This window comes from Chryseobacterium sp. S0630 (assembly GCF_024158915.1).
Classification (GTDB): domain Bacteria; phylum Bacteroidota; class Bacteroidia; order Flavobacteriales; family Weeksellaceae; genus Chryseobacterium.
In genome coordinates this window covers 50,304-65,659 of the sequence record NZ_JAMZGF010000002.1, presented here as the reverse complement: position 1 = coordinate 65,659, position 15,356 = coordinate 50,304, and the positions used below count along the sequence as shown (strand labels likewise).

General features: G+C 38.2%; 9 protein-coding genes. 6 read left to right on the top strand and 3 right to left on the bottom strand.

Going from position 1 to position 15,356, the window contains the following annotated elements:
- Positions 1 to 79 precede the first annotated feature (79 nt).
- The 4 genes from NK356_RS01190 (at position 80) to NK356_RS01175 (ending at position 8,937) form a co-directional block, all read left to right on the top strand.
- Complete coding sequence (locus NK356_RS01190; protein WP_253315998.1) at positions 80 to 4,417, top strand: CusA/CzcA family heavy metal efflux RND transporter; 4,338 nt, start codon at positions 80 to 82, stop codon at positions 4,415 to 4,417.
- A gap of 7 nt (positions 4,418 to 4,424) precedes the next feature.
- Entirely contained in the window at positions 4,425 to 5,576 is a 1,152-nt protein-coding gene (locus NK356_RS01185; RefSeq protein ID WP_253315997.1) for an efflux RND transporter periplasmic adaptor subunit, read from the top strand.
- A 212-nt stretch (positions 5,577 to 5,788) separates the two neighbouring features.
- Positions 5,789 to 7,597 carry a hypothetical protein gene (locus NK356_RS01180; protein ID WP_253315996.1) on the top strand — a complete coding sequence of 603 codons (1,809 nt, stop codon included), beginning with the start codon at positions 5,789 to 5,791 and terminating at the stop codon, positions 7,595 to 7,597.
- 395 nt (positions 7,598 to 7,992) lie between these two features.
- On the top strand, positions 7,993 to 8,937 hold the full coding sequence (locus NK356_RS01175) for an aldo/keto reductase (protein WP_253315995.1): 945 nt from the start codon (positions 7,993 to 7,995) through the stop codon (positions 8,935 to 8,937).
- 166 nt (positions 8,938 to 9,103) lie between these two features.
- On the opposite strand, the gene NK356_RS01170 is transcribed toward NK356_RS01175, so the two are convergent.
- The 3 genes from NK356_RS01170 to NK356_RS01160 form a co-directional block, all read right to left on the bottom strand.
- Entirely contained in the window at positions 9,104 to 10,951 is a 1,848-nt protein-coding gene (locus NK356_RS01170; RefSeq protein ID WP_253315994.1) for a chloride channel protein, read from the bottom strand.
- A gap of 123 nt (positions 10,952 to 11,074) precedes the next feature.
- Positions 11,075 to 12,067 (bottom strand): SDR family oxidoreductase, encoded by a 993-nt coding sequence (locus NK356_RS01165; RefSeq protein ID WP_034698069.1) that lies wholly within the window; start codon positions 12,065 to 12,067, stop codon positions 11,075 to 11,077.
- A 36-nt stretch (positions 12,068 to 12,103) separates the two neighbouring features.
- Positions 12,104 to 13,372: an NAD(P)/FAD-dependent oxidoreductase gene (locus NK356_RS01160; RefSeq protein WP_034698066.1), complete on the bottom strand. Its 1,269-nt coding sequence runs from the start codon at positions 13,370 to 13,372 to the stop codon at positions 12,104 to 12,106.
- Positions 13,373 to 13,595: 223 nt separating this feature from the next.
- Between NK356_RS01160 and NK356_RS01155 the strand changes: the two genes are divergently transcribed.
- Positions 13,596 to 14,588 carry an aldo/keto reductase gene (locus NK356_RS01155; RefSeq protein ID WP_051934519.1) on the top strand — a complete coding sequence of 331 codons (993 nt, stop codon included), beginning with the start codon at positions 13,596 to 13,598 and terminating at the stop codon, positions 14,586 to 14,588.
- 72 nt (positions 14,589 to 14,660) lie between these two features.
- Complete coding sequence (locus NK356_RS01150) at positions 14,661 to 15,350, top strand: response regulator transcription factor (protein WP_253315993.1); 690 nt, start codon at positions 14,661 to 14,663, stop codon at positions 15,348 to 15,350.
- Positions 15,351 to 15,356 lie beyond the last annotated feature (6 nt).

Genomic DNA, 15,356 nt, shown 5'->3' with positions numbered 1-15,356 from the left:
GCAGGATCATTTTAATCATACTTTTTTAATGACATCAGTTTTCATAAGGCATTCCGGGTTATAATTAATAGTTTTTTCCATGTTAAATAAAATTATTGAGTTTTCTGTAAAGAATAAACTCATCATTGCTCTGTTTACAGTGGCGCTCATCCTTTTTGGAGTTTATGAAACCACCAGACTTCCTATTGATGCCCAGCCGGATATCACCAACAATCAGGTTCAGATCATTACCACAGCTCCTTCTTATGGGGCTGCAGATATAGAACGCCTTGTAACATTTCCAATCGAACAGGCGACCAGCAATATCAGCGGAATTACGGAGCTGAGGAGCTTCTCACGTTTCGGACTGTCTTTAGTAACTGTTGTTTTTGATGACAAAACGGATGTGTATTGGGCACGCCAGCAGGTTCAGGAGCGTTTACAGCTCGTTCAGGACAATATCCCGGCGGGAATCGGTAAACCGGAACTAGGGCCTATTTCAACCGGATTGGGAGAGATTTTCCAGTATGTGGTAAGGGCCAAAAAAGGATATGAAAATGTGTATGATGAAACAGAACTCAGAACCATCCAGGACTGGGTGGTCAGAAGACAGCTCCTTGGAACGAAAGGAGTGGCAGATGTAAGCAGCTTCGGAGGAAAATTAAAGCAGTATGAAATTGCCATTAATCCAAATAAACTACAGGCCTTTAACATCAATATCAATGATGTATTTGCAGCGCTGGAAAAGAATAACCAGAATACCGGAGGGGCTTATATTGAAAAGAAAGAAACCGTTCTGTTTATCCGCAGCGAAGGGCTTCTGGGAAGTACGGAAGATATTGGAAGCATTCAGGTAGCGGAAACAAAAGAAGGCATTCCTGTGCATATCAAAGATGTAGCATCTGTGAAGATCGGTTATGCGACAAGGTATGGCGCTATGACTTATAATGATACCGGAGAGGTTTCCGGAGCAATTGTTCTGATGCTGAAAGGTGAAAATGCCAATGTCGTGATTGGAAATATCAAGCAGAGACTTGAAAAAATCCAGGAATCTTTACCGGAAGGAGTGGTGATTGAGCCTTTTCTTGATCGTGCTAAAATGGTGAATAATACCATCAGTACGGTAAAAACCAACCTGATGGAAGGAGCATTGATTGTGGTTTTCATTCTGGTTTTATTCCTTGGAAATTTCAGAGCAGGATTATTGGTGGCGTCCGTCATTCCTTTGGCGATGCTATTCGCGATTATCATGATGAATATTTTCGGTGTGGGAGGAAATCTGATGAGCCTTGGGGCACTGGATTTCGGTCTTATCGTAGATGGAGCCGTCATTATTGTGGAAGCCGTGCTGCATCAGCTTGCTCATAAAAAGCATTTTGGAAAAGACAATATGCTCAGCAAAAAAGAAATGGATGATCAGGTTTCAGGTTCTGCGGCCAAAATGGTTAACAGTGCGGTTTTCGGGCAGATCATTATCTTAATCGTCTATCTTCCGATTTTTACCCTTCAGGGCATTGAAGGAAAGATGTTCAAGCCTATGGCACAGACGGTGGCTTTTGCCCTGATAGGGGCATTTATTCTTTCCCTGACGTATATTCCGATGATGAGTTCTCTGGTATTAAGCAGAAAGAAAAAAGAAAAGGAGAATATCTCAGACCGTGTGATGGGTAAAGTGGAAACCGGGCATCAGAAATTATTGATGAAAGCTCTTAAATTCAGAAAAACCATTATTGTTGGGGTTTTAGTCCTGTTTGCAGGTGCTGTTTTTACCCTTTCCAGAATGGGTGGAGAGTTTATTCCGTCTCTGGAGGAAGGTGATTTTGCTGTTGAAATGAGGATTCTTCAGGGAAGTAATATCAATGAAACCAAGAAAGCTACCACTCAGGCTGCGCATATCCTTTTAACCCAGTTTCCTGAAGTAGAAAAAGCAGTGATGAAGATCGGTAGCGCAGAAATCCCTACAGAACCTATGCCGATGGACTCCGGAGATATGATCGTAGTACTGAAGCCTAAAAAGGAATGGACCTCTGCAGCAACATTTCCTGAACTTTCTGACAAAATGAGCAAAGCATTAAGCGTTATCCCAGGCCTTACCACCAGCTTTCAGTTTCCTGTACAGATGCGTTTCAATGAACTGATGACCGGAGCAAGACAGGATGTGGTCTGTAAAATTTATGGTGATGATCTGGACAGCCTTGCTACCTACGCAAAAAAGATCGGAACTATTATTAATACGGTAAAAGGAGCGCAGGACCTTTATATTGAGCCGGTAGTAGGCGCTCCGCAGGTTGTGATTGATTATAACCGCTCAGAGCTTTCCCGATACAATATTTCTGTGGCAGATATCAACAGGGTAATTAATATGGCTTTTGCCGGTCAGACTGCGGGAGCTTTATATGAAGGTGAAAAAAAGTTTGACATCGTAGTGAGAATGGATAATGAGCATAAAAAAGATATCACGAGCATCCAAAATCTTTTGGTTCCTACCGCTTCAGGAGAACAGATTCCCTTGTCACAGCTTGCTAAAGTAGAGCTTAAAAACAGTCCGAACCAGATTCAGAGGGAAGATACCAAAAGAAGGATTATTGTAGGCTTTAATGTGAGAGGAAGAGATGTCCAGAGTATCGTGGAAGAACTTCAGCAAAAAGCAGATAAAAGCCTGAAATTATCTCCCGGATACACTGTTTCTTACGGCGGTGCTTTTGAAAATTTAAATGAAGCCAAAGCCAGACTGGGAATTGCAGTTCCTATTTCGTTAGTGATGATTTTCCTGCTCTTATTCTTTGCTTTCGGTTCTGTAAAACACAGCCTTCTGATCTATACCGCTATTCCTTTATCTGCGATAGGAGGTGTGTATTTTCTGGCGTTGAGAGGAATGCCTTTCAGCATCAGTGCAGGGGTAGGATTCATTGCATTATTTGGAGTGGCCGTACTTAATGGAATTGTTTTGATATCAGAATTCAACCGGCTGAAAAAGAATGGGATAACCAATACCAGCAGAATTGTACTCATAGGCACAAAAATCAGGCTTCGTCCGGTTTTAATGACGGCATTTGTGGCTTCTCTGGGGTTTCTTCCCATGGCGATCAGTAATGGTGCCGGAGCTGAAGTACAGAGGCCTCTGGCAACGGTGGTGATTGGAGGGTTAATGCTTGCGACCCTTTTAACCTTGTTTGTCCTTCCCATCTTATACGTCCTTTTTGAACATATTAATAAAGATAAAATGAAATTCTCAAAAAAAATCAACTATAAAAAACAGTCTGTTTTCCTATTGCTAATATCTTTCGGAACCTATCAGGCTCAGGAAAACATTACTTATGATCAGGCTTTGGAAAAGGCGTATCAGCAGAATGGTACGCTTAAAAATTCCAAATTGGTATCAGATTATCAGGAAAAGCTGAAAGCCAGTTATCTGGATATTCCCCAGACGGAAATTACCGGTGGATTCGGACAGATTCAGGGCGAGGAAACGGATAATTCATTCGGAATCTCTCAAAGGTTCAGTTTTCCGACCGTGTATTCAAAAAGAAAACAAATGCTGGATGCGGAATGGTCTGCCAGTGTCATCAATCAGAATCTCACCAAAACACAGCTTACCAAAGAAGTGACAGATGTTTTCTACAGAATACTGGTGCTTCAGGAGAAGAAAAAAGTCCTGGAATACATCAGCCGGCTGTACGATCATTTTGCTGAAAAAGCAGGATTAAGATTAAAAAAAGGAGAAGCCAATATTCTGGAGGAATCCACCGCAGAAATTCAGAAAGAACAGGTAAAAGTACAGTTAAACACTTTGGAAAATGACCTGAACATGGCAAAACTTCAGCTTCAATTGTTACTTCAGTCTACCATTCTTTATCAACCTGTCGCTGATCAGCCTACGATGAATGTGGGTCTTCAGGTTTCAGAAGAAATGATAAAACAGCATCCTGAGCTTCAATACCTGCAGCAACAGATCAAAGTAGAAGAGGCAGAGGTGCAGCTTGAAAAAAGCAGACTGCTTCCGGATCTTCTTATAGGATATACCAACCAGAGCATGAAAAACATCAATAATAACCGTTTCAATTCTGTTCAGGTGGGCGTGGGAATTCCCTTGTTTACCAAAGGACAGAGAGCTTTGGCAAAGGCAGCACAGGCTAAAATTGCCATTTCCGAAAATCAGTATCAGAGAAAAGAAATTGAGCTTAAAAACAGATTGAGTCAGCAATTGAACAATTATATGAACCAACAGCAGATCATCGAAAATTATGAACAAAAACAGCTTCCAAAATCTGAAACCATTCTAAAAACTGCTCAGAAACAGATGGAAGCAGGAGAAATAGATTATCTGGACTGGGTAATCCTGGTGAATCAGGCCGTAAAAACCAAAGCAGATTATATTGATCAGCTGGAAAAACTGAATCAGATCGGAGCTGAACTTCAATTCTTAATTTCAAAATAATACCATCATGCATTTCAAGAATATATCCCTATACAGCCTAGCTTTCATCCTTACTTTATCTTCATGTTCAGGAAAAAATGAGGAGGAAAAAACGGTGTATGAAAACACAAAATTTTCTAAGAACGACAAAAACTCCGTTCATCTTACAGAAAAACAGATTCAGTCTGTAGGATTAACAACAACCAGTATTCAGAACAGGAATATGGAAAAACTGGTGAAATTAAACGGAAAGGCAGAAATTGCACCATCGCATATCAGTTTTGTTTCCAGTATTATGGGTGGACATATCAAATCGATCAATGTCATTAATGGGAGTCATTTCAGCAAAGGACAAGTGCTTGCAGTAGTAGAAGATCCTCAGTTTATACAATTGCAGCAGGATTATCTGGTGACCAAAGCTCAGCTTGAGGCTGCCAGACTGAACTATAATCGTCAGAAAGATCTGAATACAAGCAAAGCCAGCAGTGACAAAACCATGCAGAACGCTCAGGCAGATTATTCTACCTTGAATGCCACTTTAAAAGGGCTGGAAGAAAAACTGAGAATCATAGGAATCAGTGCCAAAGGTCTGAGTACCGGAAATATCAGAAGTAAAATCAATATTTATGCTCCGTTTACAGGTTTTGTAAGTAAAATTCTTGTGAATAACGGGCAGTATATCAACCCGGCTGATACTTTATTTGAACTCATCAATCCAGCCGGATTGCTTTTAGAGCTGAAGATTTTTGAAAATGATGTGAATGATATAAAAGCAGGGCAGGAAATTTTGGTGTACAACAATCAGAATCCAGATGTGAAATCCAGTGCAAAAATTGTAAGCGTAGTTCCCAGTATTGAAAACGGAGGTTCTGCCACTGCTATAGCCAAGTTATCTTCTGTGAATACTGACTTTGTAAAGGGAATGTACGTGAATGCCGAAGTAAATATCAGCAGCCGTTATACCATGGGACTTCCTAACGAAGCCGTAGTTTCTTTTGAAAACAGGAATTATGTTTTTGAAGACCTTGGAAATTCCAGTTACAAAATGATTCCTGTAGTGACCGGAATTGCTGATGACCAGTTTACAGAGATTATAAAAGCCGATTTTTTAAAGGATAAGAAAATTGTACAGAAAGGAGCTTACAGTCTTCTGATGATGCTTAAAAACAAAGCTGAATAATTAGGTGAAACTATAAAGCTTTCAAGAAGAAAAGATCAGTTATTCAGCTGATCTTTTTTATTTCAAACAATGTAAAAAAAATGACATTTGACATGTTTTCGATAATAAAAATACTATTTGATGCATAATTCATTTTAAAATAATATTTTTAAGAAGTGAATAGTTGTAAAGGATTTTTAGAGGAATAACAAAAAACTTTTATCAAAAACTTTATGACACAAAAACCTTTGCACAATTTCCATATTCCGGTAATGGGACTGGCTTATACCATAGACAGCCCGATTCGTGTTGCCCAATATGGAATTTCTTCTGTGATCTCCATCATTGATGATGAAATCCTGGAAAAAATGAAGAACTTTTACAACAAAAAGTTCAATCTTGACTATTTCGGGATCTCAACAAAAACTGAAGATTACAGAGCCAGAAGAGTTACGGCTTATCTGGATATGGTGGATGATATTGTGAATGAAAAATTTGAATCTTTCAAACAGGAAATCAGCAAAAACAAGGAAGCTTTGAAGGATTTCATGGCTATGCTTCCCAATACATCAGATCTCAAAAACAGTCTTCAAAATTTAATCAACCAAAAGGAGAACTGGAGTTCTAATATTAAAAATTTCATAGAATCCAATTTAAAACCGGGAAGTATTGATGTCAATATCATGACGAAAGTAGATAAAGACAATTATCAGAATAATGAACAGCTTCCTGTGATGTACAACGATGCACATGCCTCTCTGCGTGGATTTGCCAAAAGTAAACTATCATCATCAATGGTTCTTTCTGCAGGGATGAATCCCCGTTTGTACAGCTATATGGAAGAGTTTGACGATTTTTTCCCGGATGAAAACGGCAACATTAAAAAGAAAATTATCCTTAAAGTAAGCGATTTCCGTTCTGCCATGATTCAGGGAAATTTCCTGGCTAAAAAAGGATTATGGGTTTCAGAATACAGAATAGAATCCGGACTGAATTGCGGTGGTCATGCTTTTGCCACTGAAGGAATGCTTCTCGGGCCCATCATGGAAGAATTCAAGCAGAAAAAAAACGATCTGATACAATCAGCTCACACCTTAATGACGGCTGCTTTGGAACAAAAAGGAAAACATGTAGTTTCCGAACCTTTGGAAATGAAGATTACCGTTCAGGGTGGAGTAGGAACTTCTGAAGAGCATGAGTTTTTATTGGCTAATTATAGTGTAGACAGTGTTGGATGGGGTTCACCATTTTTACTTGTACCTGAAGCAACATCGGTAGACACTGAAACCAGAAATCTACTTGTACAATCAAAAGAGCAGGATTTCTATCTGAGTAATATTTCGCCATTGGGAGTGCCTTTCAATACCGTAAAAGGGACATCTAACGAAGTATTGAAGTATGAGAAAGAAGCAAAAGGGAAATATGGAAGTTCGTGTCCCAAAAAACTTCTCGCACTAAGCAAAGAATTTTCCCAGGAAGGAACATGTACCGCCTCCAGAAAATATCAGGATATCAAACTGAAAGAACTTTACGAAAATAAAGATGCATTCACTGAAAAAGAATTCAATAAACGAAAATCCGAAATTACCGATAAAGCCTGTCTTTGTGTAGGACTTGTGAATGCAGCATACATGGAACAGAACCTAGAAATTAAAGGTGAAAAACAAGGCGTTGTGATATGTCCCGGACCGAATATTGCATTTTTTGATAAGGAAGTTTCTCTTTCAGAAATGGTAAAACATATCTACGGAAACACCAATATTCTTTCTGATAATCAACGCCCGAATATGTTTATTAATGAATTGAAAATGTATGTGGATTATCTGAGAAAGGAAATCACCGAATCCACTGTACAGATTACTCATTCGCAGACCAAAAAATGGAATGCTTTCAGGAAAAATGTTCTTGAAGGGATCGCATATTATCATGAGCTTTTTACAGCATCGTCATTTTTCAGCAACGGTTTATCAACCATCCATCTTCAATTACAGGAATACAAACTTCAGCTTATTGCTATTGATATTCCACAGGTTGAAAAATAACCGTATTTTTAATTGATAGATAATAAAAACAGCTTTTACATGGGCTGTTTTTATTTTTTTAGCTGCTTTTGTTGGAAAACGCAAAGACGCAAGGTATTATTTAAGAAAATCAAAGATTTTCAGCAAGTGATATGTTAAAAGATATTATAGTTTTTTGCAAGAGACACAAAAATAAACAGCACTCAATTTTATCGGAGATAAAATCTTTGCGTCTTAAAGCAGTTAGTGTTTAGTATATTTTTGCGCCTTTGCGTTTTCCAACAAAGATAATAATCAAAAAACACCAGCAAGCATCAGCATTTTCATTTATAATAACTATAGACGGAATGGCTATTTTGAATATTCTCCAGCCTTAATATTCCTTACCTTAGAGCTCACTTAGTAAAATTATTTTTATGGAAAAAAGAAAGATCAAAAACACCGACTTAGCGATTGCACCTATCAATTTCGGAGGGAATGTTTTTGGATGGACACTGGACGAAAAACAGTCTTTTGATATACTGGACCGCTTTACTGAAGCCGGATTCAATTTTATAGACACTGCAGATACCTATTCATGGTGGGTGAACGGGAAAGGTGGACAGTCTGAAGAGATCATCGGAAAGTGGATGAAAAGCAGAGCTAACCGTAATGATATTGTTTTGGCAACCAAAGTAGGTTCAGAAACGAAAGAACACGGTTATGATATCAGCAAAAAACATATTCTTAAATCTGTAGATGAGTCTTTGCAAAGGCTTCAGACCGATCATATTGATCTCTATTATACTCATTTTGACGATAATATCACTCCAGTAGAAGAAACCCTTGCAGCATATGATGAGATCATTAAAGCCGGAAAAGTACGATATATTGCGGCTTCCAACTTATCACCGGAGCGTTTAAAGGCATCATTTGACGCAGCAGAAAAGAATAATCTTCCTAAATATGTCGCTCTGCAGCCTCATTATAACCTGATGGAAAGAGAAGGTTTTGAGCAAAATTATGCTCCTCTGGCAGAACAGTTTGGTTTAAGTGTATTCCCGTATTGGTCACTGGCTGCAGGTTTCCTGACGGGTAAATACCGTGATGAAGCTGATCTTGCAAAAAGTGCGAGAGGTGAAGGAGTAAGAAAATATTTAAATGCTAAAGGTCTTGAGGTTTTAAATGCTCTGGATCAGGTAAGTGCAAAACATAATACCACTCAGGGAACGGTTTCTTTGGCATGGTTATTATCCAATCCATTGATTACAGCACCTATTGTAAGTGCAACCAGTGCCTCTCAGCTTGAAACAGTCTTCAATGCACCCAAACTTGTTTTGGATCAGGAAGATATAGATCTGCTGAATAACGCAAGCAACTAATTTTTTCAAATTTCATTATAGACTAAAATTAAATCCGTTCAGCAATGAACGGATTTTTTTATGATGTGACGATGCTAACCACCCCCGTCAAAAATTCTTTGAATTTTCGCCAACCCTCCAAAGAAGTGGAATGGAGTTCTTCAGTTGTTATATTCTGCTATCAATATTAATCGGAATATTCCTTCAGAAGCTGTCTGTAGCTCATCAGTATTGAAGATTTTGAAATAAAGCCTATGAAATCATTATTATCACTCACTACAGGTAAATTCCATACTCCTGTATCGTCAAAAGTCTGGAGAATATCCAATGGTCTATTTTCCCTATGAAGAATAGCTGGGGGCGCTTTCATGATCTGAGTAACCGTCTGAGAGTTTTCCATTTCTTTGTTGAATAAATAAGGTCTTATATCATCCAAAGTAAGAACTCCTTTCAGTTTTCTGTTCTCATCTACCACAGCGAAAATATTTTTGTCTCCATTCTTTACCATTTCAAACAGTTCTGTAACTGAGGCATTCTGACTGATTGTTTGTGAATATTTGTCAATAAAGTCTTCAGTTCTCAGGGCGAAAAGCAGGTTTTTGTCATGCTTGTTTGTGAAAATTTTTCCTTCGTCAGCTAATGATTTTAATTCCGGAGAAATAGGAGAGAACCATTTGGCAATAAGGTAAGATATGATAGAGGCTATCATCAAGGGAATAAACAAATCATATCCGAAACTTGACTCTGCGATCAGAAAAATAGCGGTAAGCGGAGCATACAGAACTCCACTCATGGCACCAGCCATTCCTACCAGAACAAGATTGGTGACAGGAACATCCGTAAAGCCTAAATGCTGGCAAACCAGTGCAAATAAATACCCTAAAGTTCCTCCGGCAAAAAGAGAAGGTGCAAAATTACCACCATTTCCACCGCTGAATATGGTAAATGAAGTGGCAAATGCTTTTAAAAGCAATACCAGAACTAAAAATATAATAATGGTCCAGTCTCCGATTTCAAAATATCTGAAAAAACTGTTTTCAATAATAGAGTAGGTATTTCCATTGGTAAAAGCTTTTACCGTTTCGTATCCTTCCCCAAACAAAGGTGGAAAAAGTACGCATAACAGGGAAAGTACAGCTCCTCCGAACATTGCCTTACGCATTCTCGAAAGCTGAAGTTTTTTTATAAAGTGTTCTACTTTTTGAGAAATAATGACAAAATAACGGGCATACAACCCTGTAACAATTCCTAAAATAAGGTAATACGGAACATTTTTATAGTTGAACGGGTCTCGGGTATAAAATCTGAAAAGGACATCTTCCTGAAGGAGAATCCTTGATAAAAGACTTCCGCAGACCGCTGCAACCACCAAAGGAATAAAATCTGTGAAAACCACTCCGGTTAAAAGAATTTCAAAGGCAAACATAATCCCGGCAATAGGAGCATTGAAAGCAGATGCAATCCCCGCAGTAGCTCCTGCAGCAAGTAATAAAGTACGTTCTTTATAACTAAGTCTGTACGTTTGGGCATAGTTTGAACCAATAGCAGCTCCGGTAACGGCAATAGGACTTTCCAATCCTGCTGAACCTCCCAATCCTACGGTAACAGCACTTTGTATCACCTGGGAATACATTTTAACGGAAGCTACAATACTGGAATTCTGTGCAATTTCGTATAAAATAGCACCGATTCCTTTACGATCCTGACCTTTTAACAAGGTTAAAACGATCATTGTGGTCAGAACAATTCCTAAAAAAGGAAAAACGATATAGAATAAAATCTGATATTCAAAATGAACTTTATTGGTAATGAAATAATGAATATTGTGTACCAGCGTTTTCAGAATAACTCCTGCCAGACCTGCTGTGCAGCCTACCAGAATTCCGGAAAGAACAAGAAACTGATTTCTGCTTAGCCTGTTGTTCAGCCAATGCAGAATAAGCTCATAACTGCGTGCTTTTTCTAGTCCGTATTTTTGGAAATCTCTTTTAAATTTAAGGAAGCTCAGGTACTTTTTTTTGTTGTGAATTTTCACCTTGGAAATATTTTATACTATCATCAGATTGATACAGCACCGTAAATTTATGAAATATATCACAAAAAATATAGTAAAGAGACTTTTTCAAAATATATCGATGACTGTTTATTTCTATCAGTCTTATTCTATTTCTTTTGATTTTCCTGAAAAAATAAGTCCAACAGCCAGTGCTCCAATGATTCCTGCAGCTGCCAAGATTAATGGTTTCTTAGGAATAGAAAATAACGTCTTTCCGTCAATTCTCATATTTCCTGAGGAAGGATTTTGCACATTTCCTTCGGTATTTTCATCTTTGTTAGCTTTCTTCATTACCATTCTCACCCCTGCGGAAGATACGTAACGTACTATTCCGGGAAAGATTTCATATAAATTTTTAAAAACTACTGCTGACCAGTCCGGATAAGAAGTTTCCGTTGGATTTTTAGCTGTTTTAACAATGGAAGCTGCCAGTTTACGAGGATCAAATGCTGGAGGAGGTGTGCTGAGTTTTATTCCTGAGTAATTAGCTGCGTGATCAATCCCTGACGACTTCTGAAAACCGGGGTACAGCGCACATATATGAATATCTGGAAAATCTGAAACCTCTCCCTGCAATGTTTCTACCATACCGCGAACACCAAATTTAGAAGCTGTATAGGCTGTTCCATAAGGTGCCGGCATCCATCCTCCGATAGAAATGTTATTAAGCAGCACTCCTTTTTTTTGTTTTTTAAAAACAGGAAGTATTGCATGTGCCGAATGCATATACCCTAAAAGATTTGTTTTCACAATCTGATCACTGACATCAATGGGAATTTCTTCAAATTTTCCAAATGCAAGCACCCCGGCATTATTTACCCAGTAATCAATTTTTCCGGTGAATTCAAGAGCTTCTCTTACAAGGTTCTGAACATCTTCTGCAACAGAAGTATCTGTTGGAACAGCAAGTACTGTAGCGCCCAGTTTTCTGCATAATTCAGCAGTTTCTGTAAGTGCTTCTTCTCCTCTTGCCGCCAGAACAAGATCAGCTCCCTGTTCTGCAAAGGCTTCTGCTGTAGCTTTACCGATTCCGCTTGAAGCACCTGTAATGACAACTGTTTCTCCAAAAAATGGAGGTCTTCTTTGATTTTTCATAATATCATAGATTTATAGGTTCTTATTTTCTTATCGTCATCCGTTTCCTGTACTTCTTTTGGGAAAAAGAATAAGCCTGATGGATGGGTTATTGGTGATAAATAACCGAAACCAGTCCATGGCTAGCTGCAGTTTATTTTTAAATCCTACAAGAGGAATAATATGGATGAAAAGCCAGGTAAGCCAGGCTGTAAATCCGTTAAAAGAATGCTTCGGAAGATCCACTACTGCATTGTATTTTGATATGATAGCCATGCTTCCTTTATCATTGTAACGGAATTGCTCCAGAACTTTTCCATCTTCTATCCGTTTAAAATTGGAAGCGAGGTTTATACTTTGCTGAATGGCAACCTGAGCAAGTTGAGGATGTCCTTTCGGGTATTTTTCTTCAGTAAGCATAAGAGATATGTCTCCTAATGCATACATATTGGTAGTTCCGGTTACTTTATTATAGTCATCCACCAGTATTCTTCTGCCTTTTCCAGTTGTTTCTTCAGGTAATCCGGGGATTTCTTTTCCAATGACTCCGGAAGTCCAGATCAGGGTTTCCGTTTCGATGGAGCTTCCATCACTTAAGATGACTTTACTGTCTGTATAATCTTTTACCGAAACATTGAGAAGTATTTTTACCCCTAATTCTTTTAGTTTATCATAAGCCGTTTTCTGAGCCAGCTGGCTCATAGGCGAAAGTAAAGTAGGTAAGGCATCAATTAGATAGAGACTGGAAAGTCCCAATTTGATTTCCGGATATTCTTTCTGGGCAATATATTTTCCCATTTCTGCCAGCATACCTGCCAGTTCTACTCCTGTGGGTCCGCCTCCGGCGATCACGATATTCTGAAGTTTTTCGGCTTCTTTAATATCTTTATTTCTTGCAGCTTCTTCTAAAGTCAGCAGGATATGATTCCTCAGATAGAGTGCTTCTTCTATATTTTTCATTGGAAGGGCACATTTTTTTACATTTTCCATTCCAAAAAAATTAGATTCTGTACCTAATGCCAGCACCAGATAATCGTAGCTAAGATTTCCGGTATCTGTTTCTATGGTTTTACTTTCAGGATTTACTCTGAGCAGGCTTCCCATGTGAAATTTCACATTTTTATTGTTTGAAAACAGTTTTCTGAAAGGGTAGCTGATATTGGACGCTTCTATAAACGAAGTAGCTACCTGATAGATAAGTGGCGGGAAAAAATGATAGTTATTCTTATCAACCAGAGTTATTCTGAACCTTTTATCATTCTTGAGAGACTTGATAAGGTTAATGCCCGCAAATCCTCCTCCTACGACTAGAATATGCTTTTTCATAGTATGTGATTATTTCAAATGGTGTACTGAATTTCATTCAATAACAAGACCAAAGCAGGCACAAAATAAATATTTAACATAATATTCAAAATGCTGAAATAGCCTTTATCCCGTTATCCGGTATGGATTTCAGACTTACTGGCCATCTTCTTTTTAACGTTTCTATAGAGGTCAGCATGATGTTTGTACTTTATTAATAATCAAACACTTTAAATATTCATATATGAAATCACACATTTTAACAAAAAAGCACCGACTGGGAATAGGCGGAGTAGCTATAGGAACAGCTTTTGAAAATATTACAGATGAACAGGCTGATGAGATTCTACAGACGGCCTGGAACGCTGGAATCCGATATTATGATACTTCTCCCTGGTACGGGCTGACCAAAAGTGAACGGAGATTTGGACATTTTCTAAAAGATCAGGATAGAGATGATTTTATTTTTTCTACCAAAGTGGGAAGACTTTTTCATCAGGTCTCTGAATCTGATGTTCCTCCAACCATGTGGAAAAAACCTCTTAGCTACGATTTCTTCCATGATTATACAGCCGATGCTATAAAGAAATCTATTGAAGACAGCCTGGAAAGAACCGGATTGAGCTATATTGATATTGTTTATATTCATGATTTGTCTGAGGATCAGGTAGGAGACCGTTATCCTTATTTTCTGAAACAAGCAAGAAATGGAGCTTTTAAAATACTTTCTGAACTTCGTGAGCAGGGAGTAATAAAAGCATGGGGTATGGGTGTTAATAAGATAGAGCCTATTTTAGACTGTATTGAATCTGCTGATCCTGACATCTGCCTTTCGGCAACGCAATATTCTATTCTTGAACATGAAGATGCAGTGGACCGCCTTCTTCCGGCAGTTCAAAAAGCGGGTGTAAAACTGGTTTCGGGAGCTGGCTATAATTCAGGATATATAGCAGGAAGAGAACGCTATAATTATAAAGATGTAATTCCAAAAGGAATGCATGAAAAACGTAAAAAAATAACTTCCATTGCTGAAAAATATCATATAAGTCTTATTGATGCGGCCCTTCATTTTGTATTGGCAGCTAATGAATTTGCTTCCATTATTCCGGGGGCCAGCCAGCCTGAACAGGTGAAAGACAATATGCAGGCTCTTAATACGACTATTCCTTTTGAATTTTGGCAGGAATTGAAGAATGAAGGTCTGATCTATGAGAAGGCACAGATTCCTGAAGGGTAACAAATTTTCTTTTTTATTCTTTAAATAGTATAAATTCAAAATTTCTTCTAAATTTAATGATAGTTTTATCGCATGAAAATTCTTATCATTGAAGACGAAGTAGCTCTAGCTCAAAGTATTTCCGAATATCTTTCCGGAGAAAATTACCTCTGTGAAACGGCCAGTACCTTCGGTGAAGCGATGAGTAAAATTGAAACATTCGACTATGATTGTATTTTATTGGACATTATGCTGCCGGACGGAAATGGGCTTACCATTTTGGAAGAATTAAAAAAACAACAGAAACAGGACGGAGTAATCATTATTTCCGCCAAAAATGCTCTTGATGATAAAATTGAAGGACTAAAGCTGGGCGCTGACGATTATCTTACTAAGCCTTTTCATCTTTCTGAGCTTATGGCCAGAGTATATTCTATTATCCGGCGGAAACAGTTCAGTAGTTCTAATGTGGTAAAACAAAATGAACTTCAAATCGATTTATTGGCAAAAACGGTGGCCGTAAATGATGAAGTGATTTCTCTGACCAAGAAAGAATTTGATCTCCTCATTTATTTTATTGGAAACAAAAATAAAGTTATTTCCAAAAGTACTCTGGCAGAACATCTTTCCGGAGATTTCGCTGATATGCTTGACAATCATGATTTTGTATATGCTCATGTAAAAAATCTTAAGAAAAAACTCTATGATGCAGGATGCGGACATTATATTAAAACAGTGTACGGAACGGGGTATAAGTGGGAAAGCTTTAATAATTATGAATGATGAGTT

What these genes read in the sequence shown, in the direction of transcription:
- NK356_RS01190 (WP_253315998.1), top strand. Translation starts at nt 80, where the DNA reads ATGTTAAATAAAATTATTGAGTTTTCTGTAAAGAATAAACTCATCATT.
- NK356_RS01185 (WP_253315997.1), top strand. Translation starts at nt 4,425, where the DNA reads ATGCATTTCAAGAATATATCCCTATACAGCCTAGCTTTCATCCTTACT.
- NK356_RS01180 (WP_253315996.1), top strand. Translation starts at nt 5,789, where the DNA reads ATGACACAAAAACCTTTGCACAATTTCCATATTCCGGTAATGGGACTG.
- NK356_RS01175 (WP_253315995.1), top strand. Translation starts at nt 7,993, where the DNA reads ATGGAAAAAAGAAAGATCAAAAACACCGACTTAGCGATTGCACCTATC.
- NK356_RS01165 (WP_034698069.1), bottom strand. Translation starts at nt 12,067, where the DNA reads ATGAAAAATCAAAGAAGACCTCCATTTTTTGGAGAAACAGTTGTCATT.
- NK356_RS01160 (WP_034698066.1), bottom strand. Translation starts at nt 13,372, where the DNA reads ATGAAAAAGCATATTCTAGTCGTAGGAGGAGGATTTGCGGGCATTAAC.
- NK356_RS01155 (WP_051934519.1), top strand. Translation starts at nt 13,596, where the DNA reads ATGAAATCACACATTTTAACAAAAAAGCACCGACTGGGAATAGGCGGA.
- NK356_RS01150 (WP_253315993.1), top strand. Translation starts at nt 14,661, where the DNA reads ATGAAAATTCTTATCATTGAAGACGAAGTAGCTCTAGCTCAAAGTATT.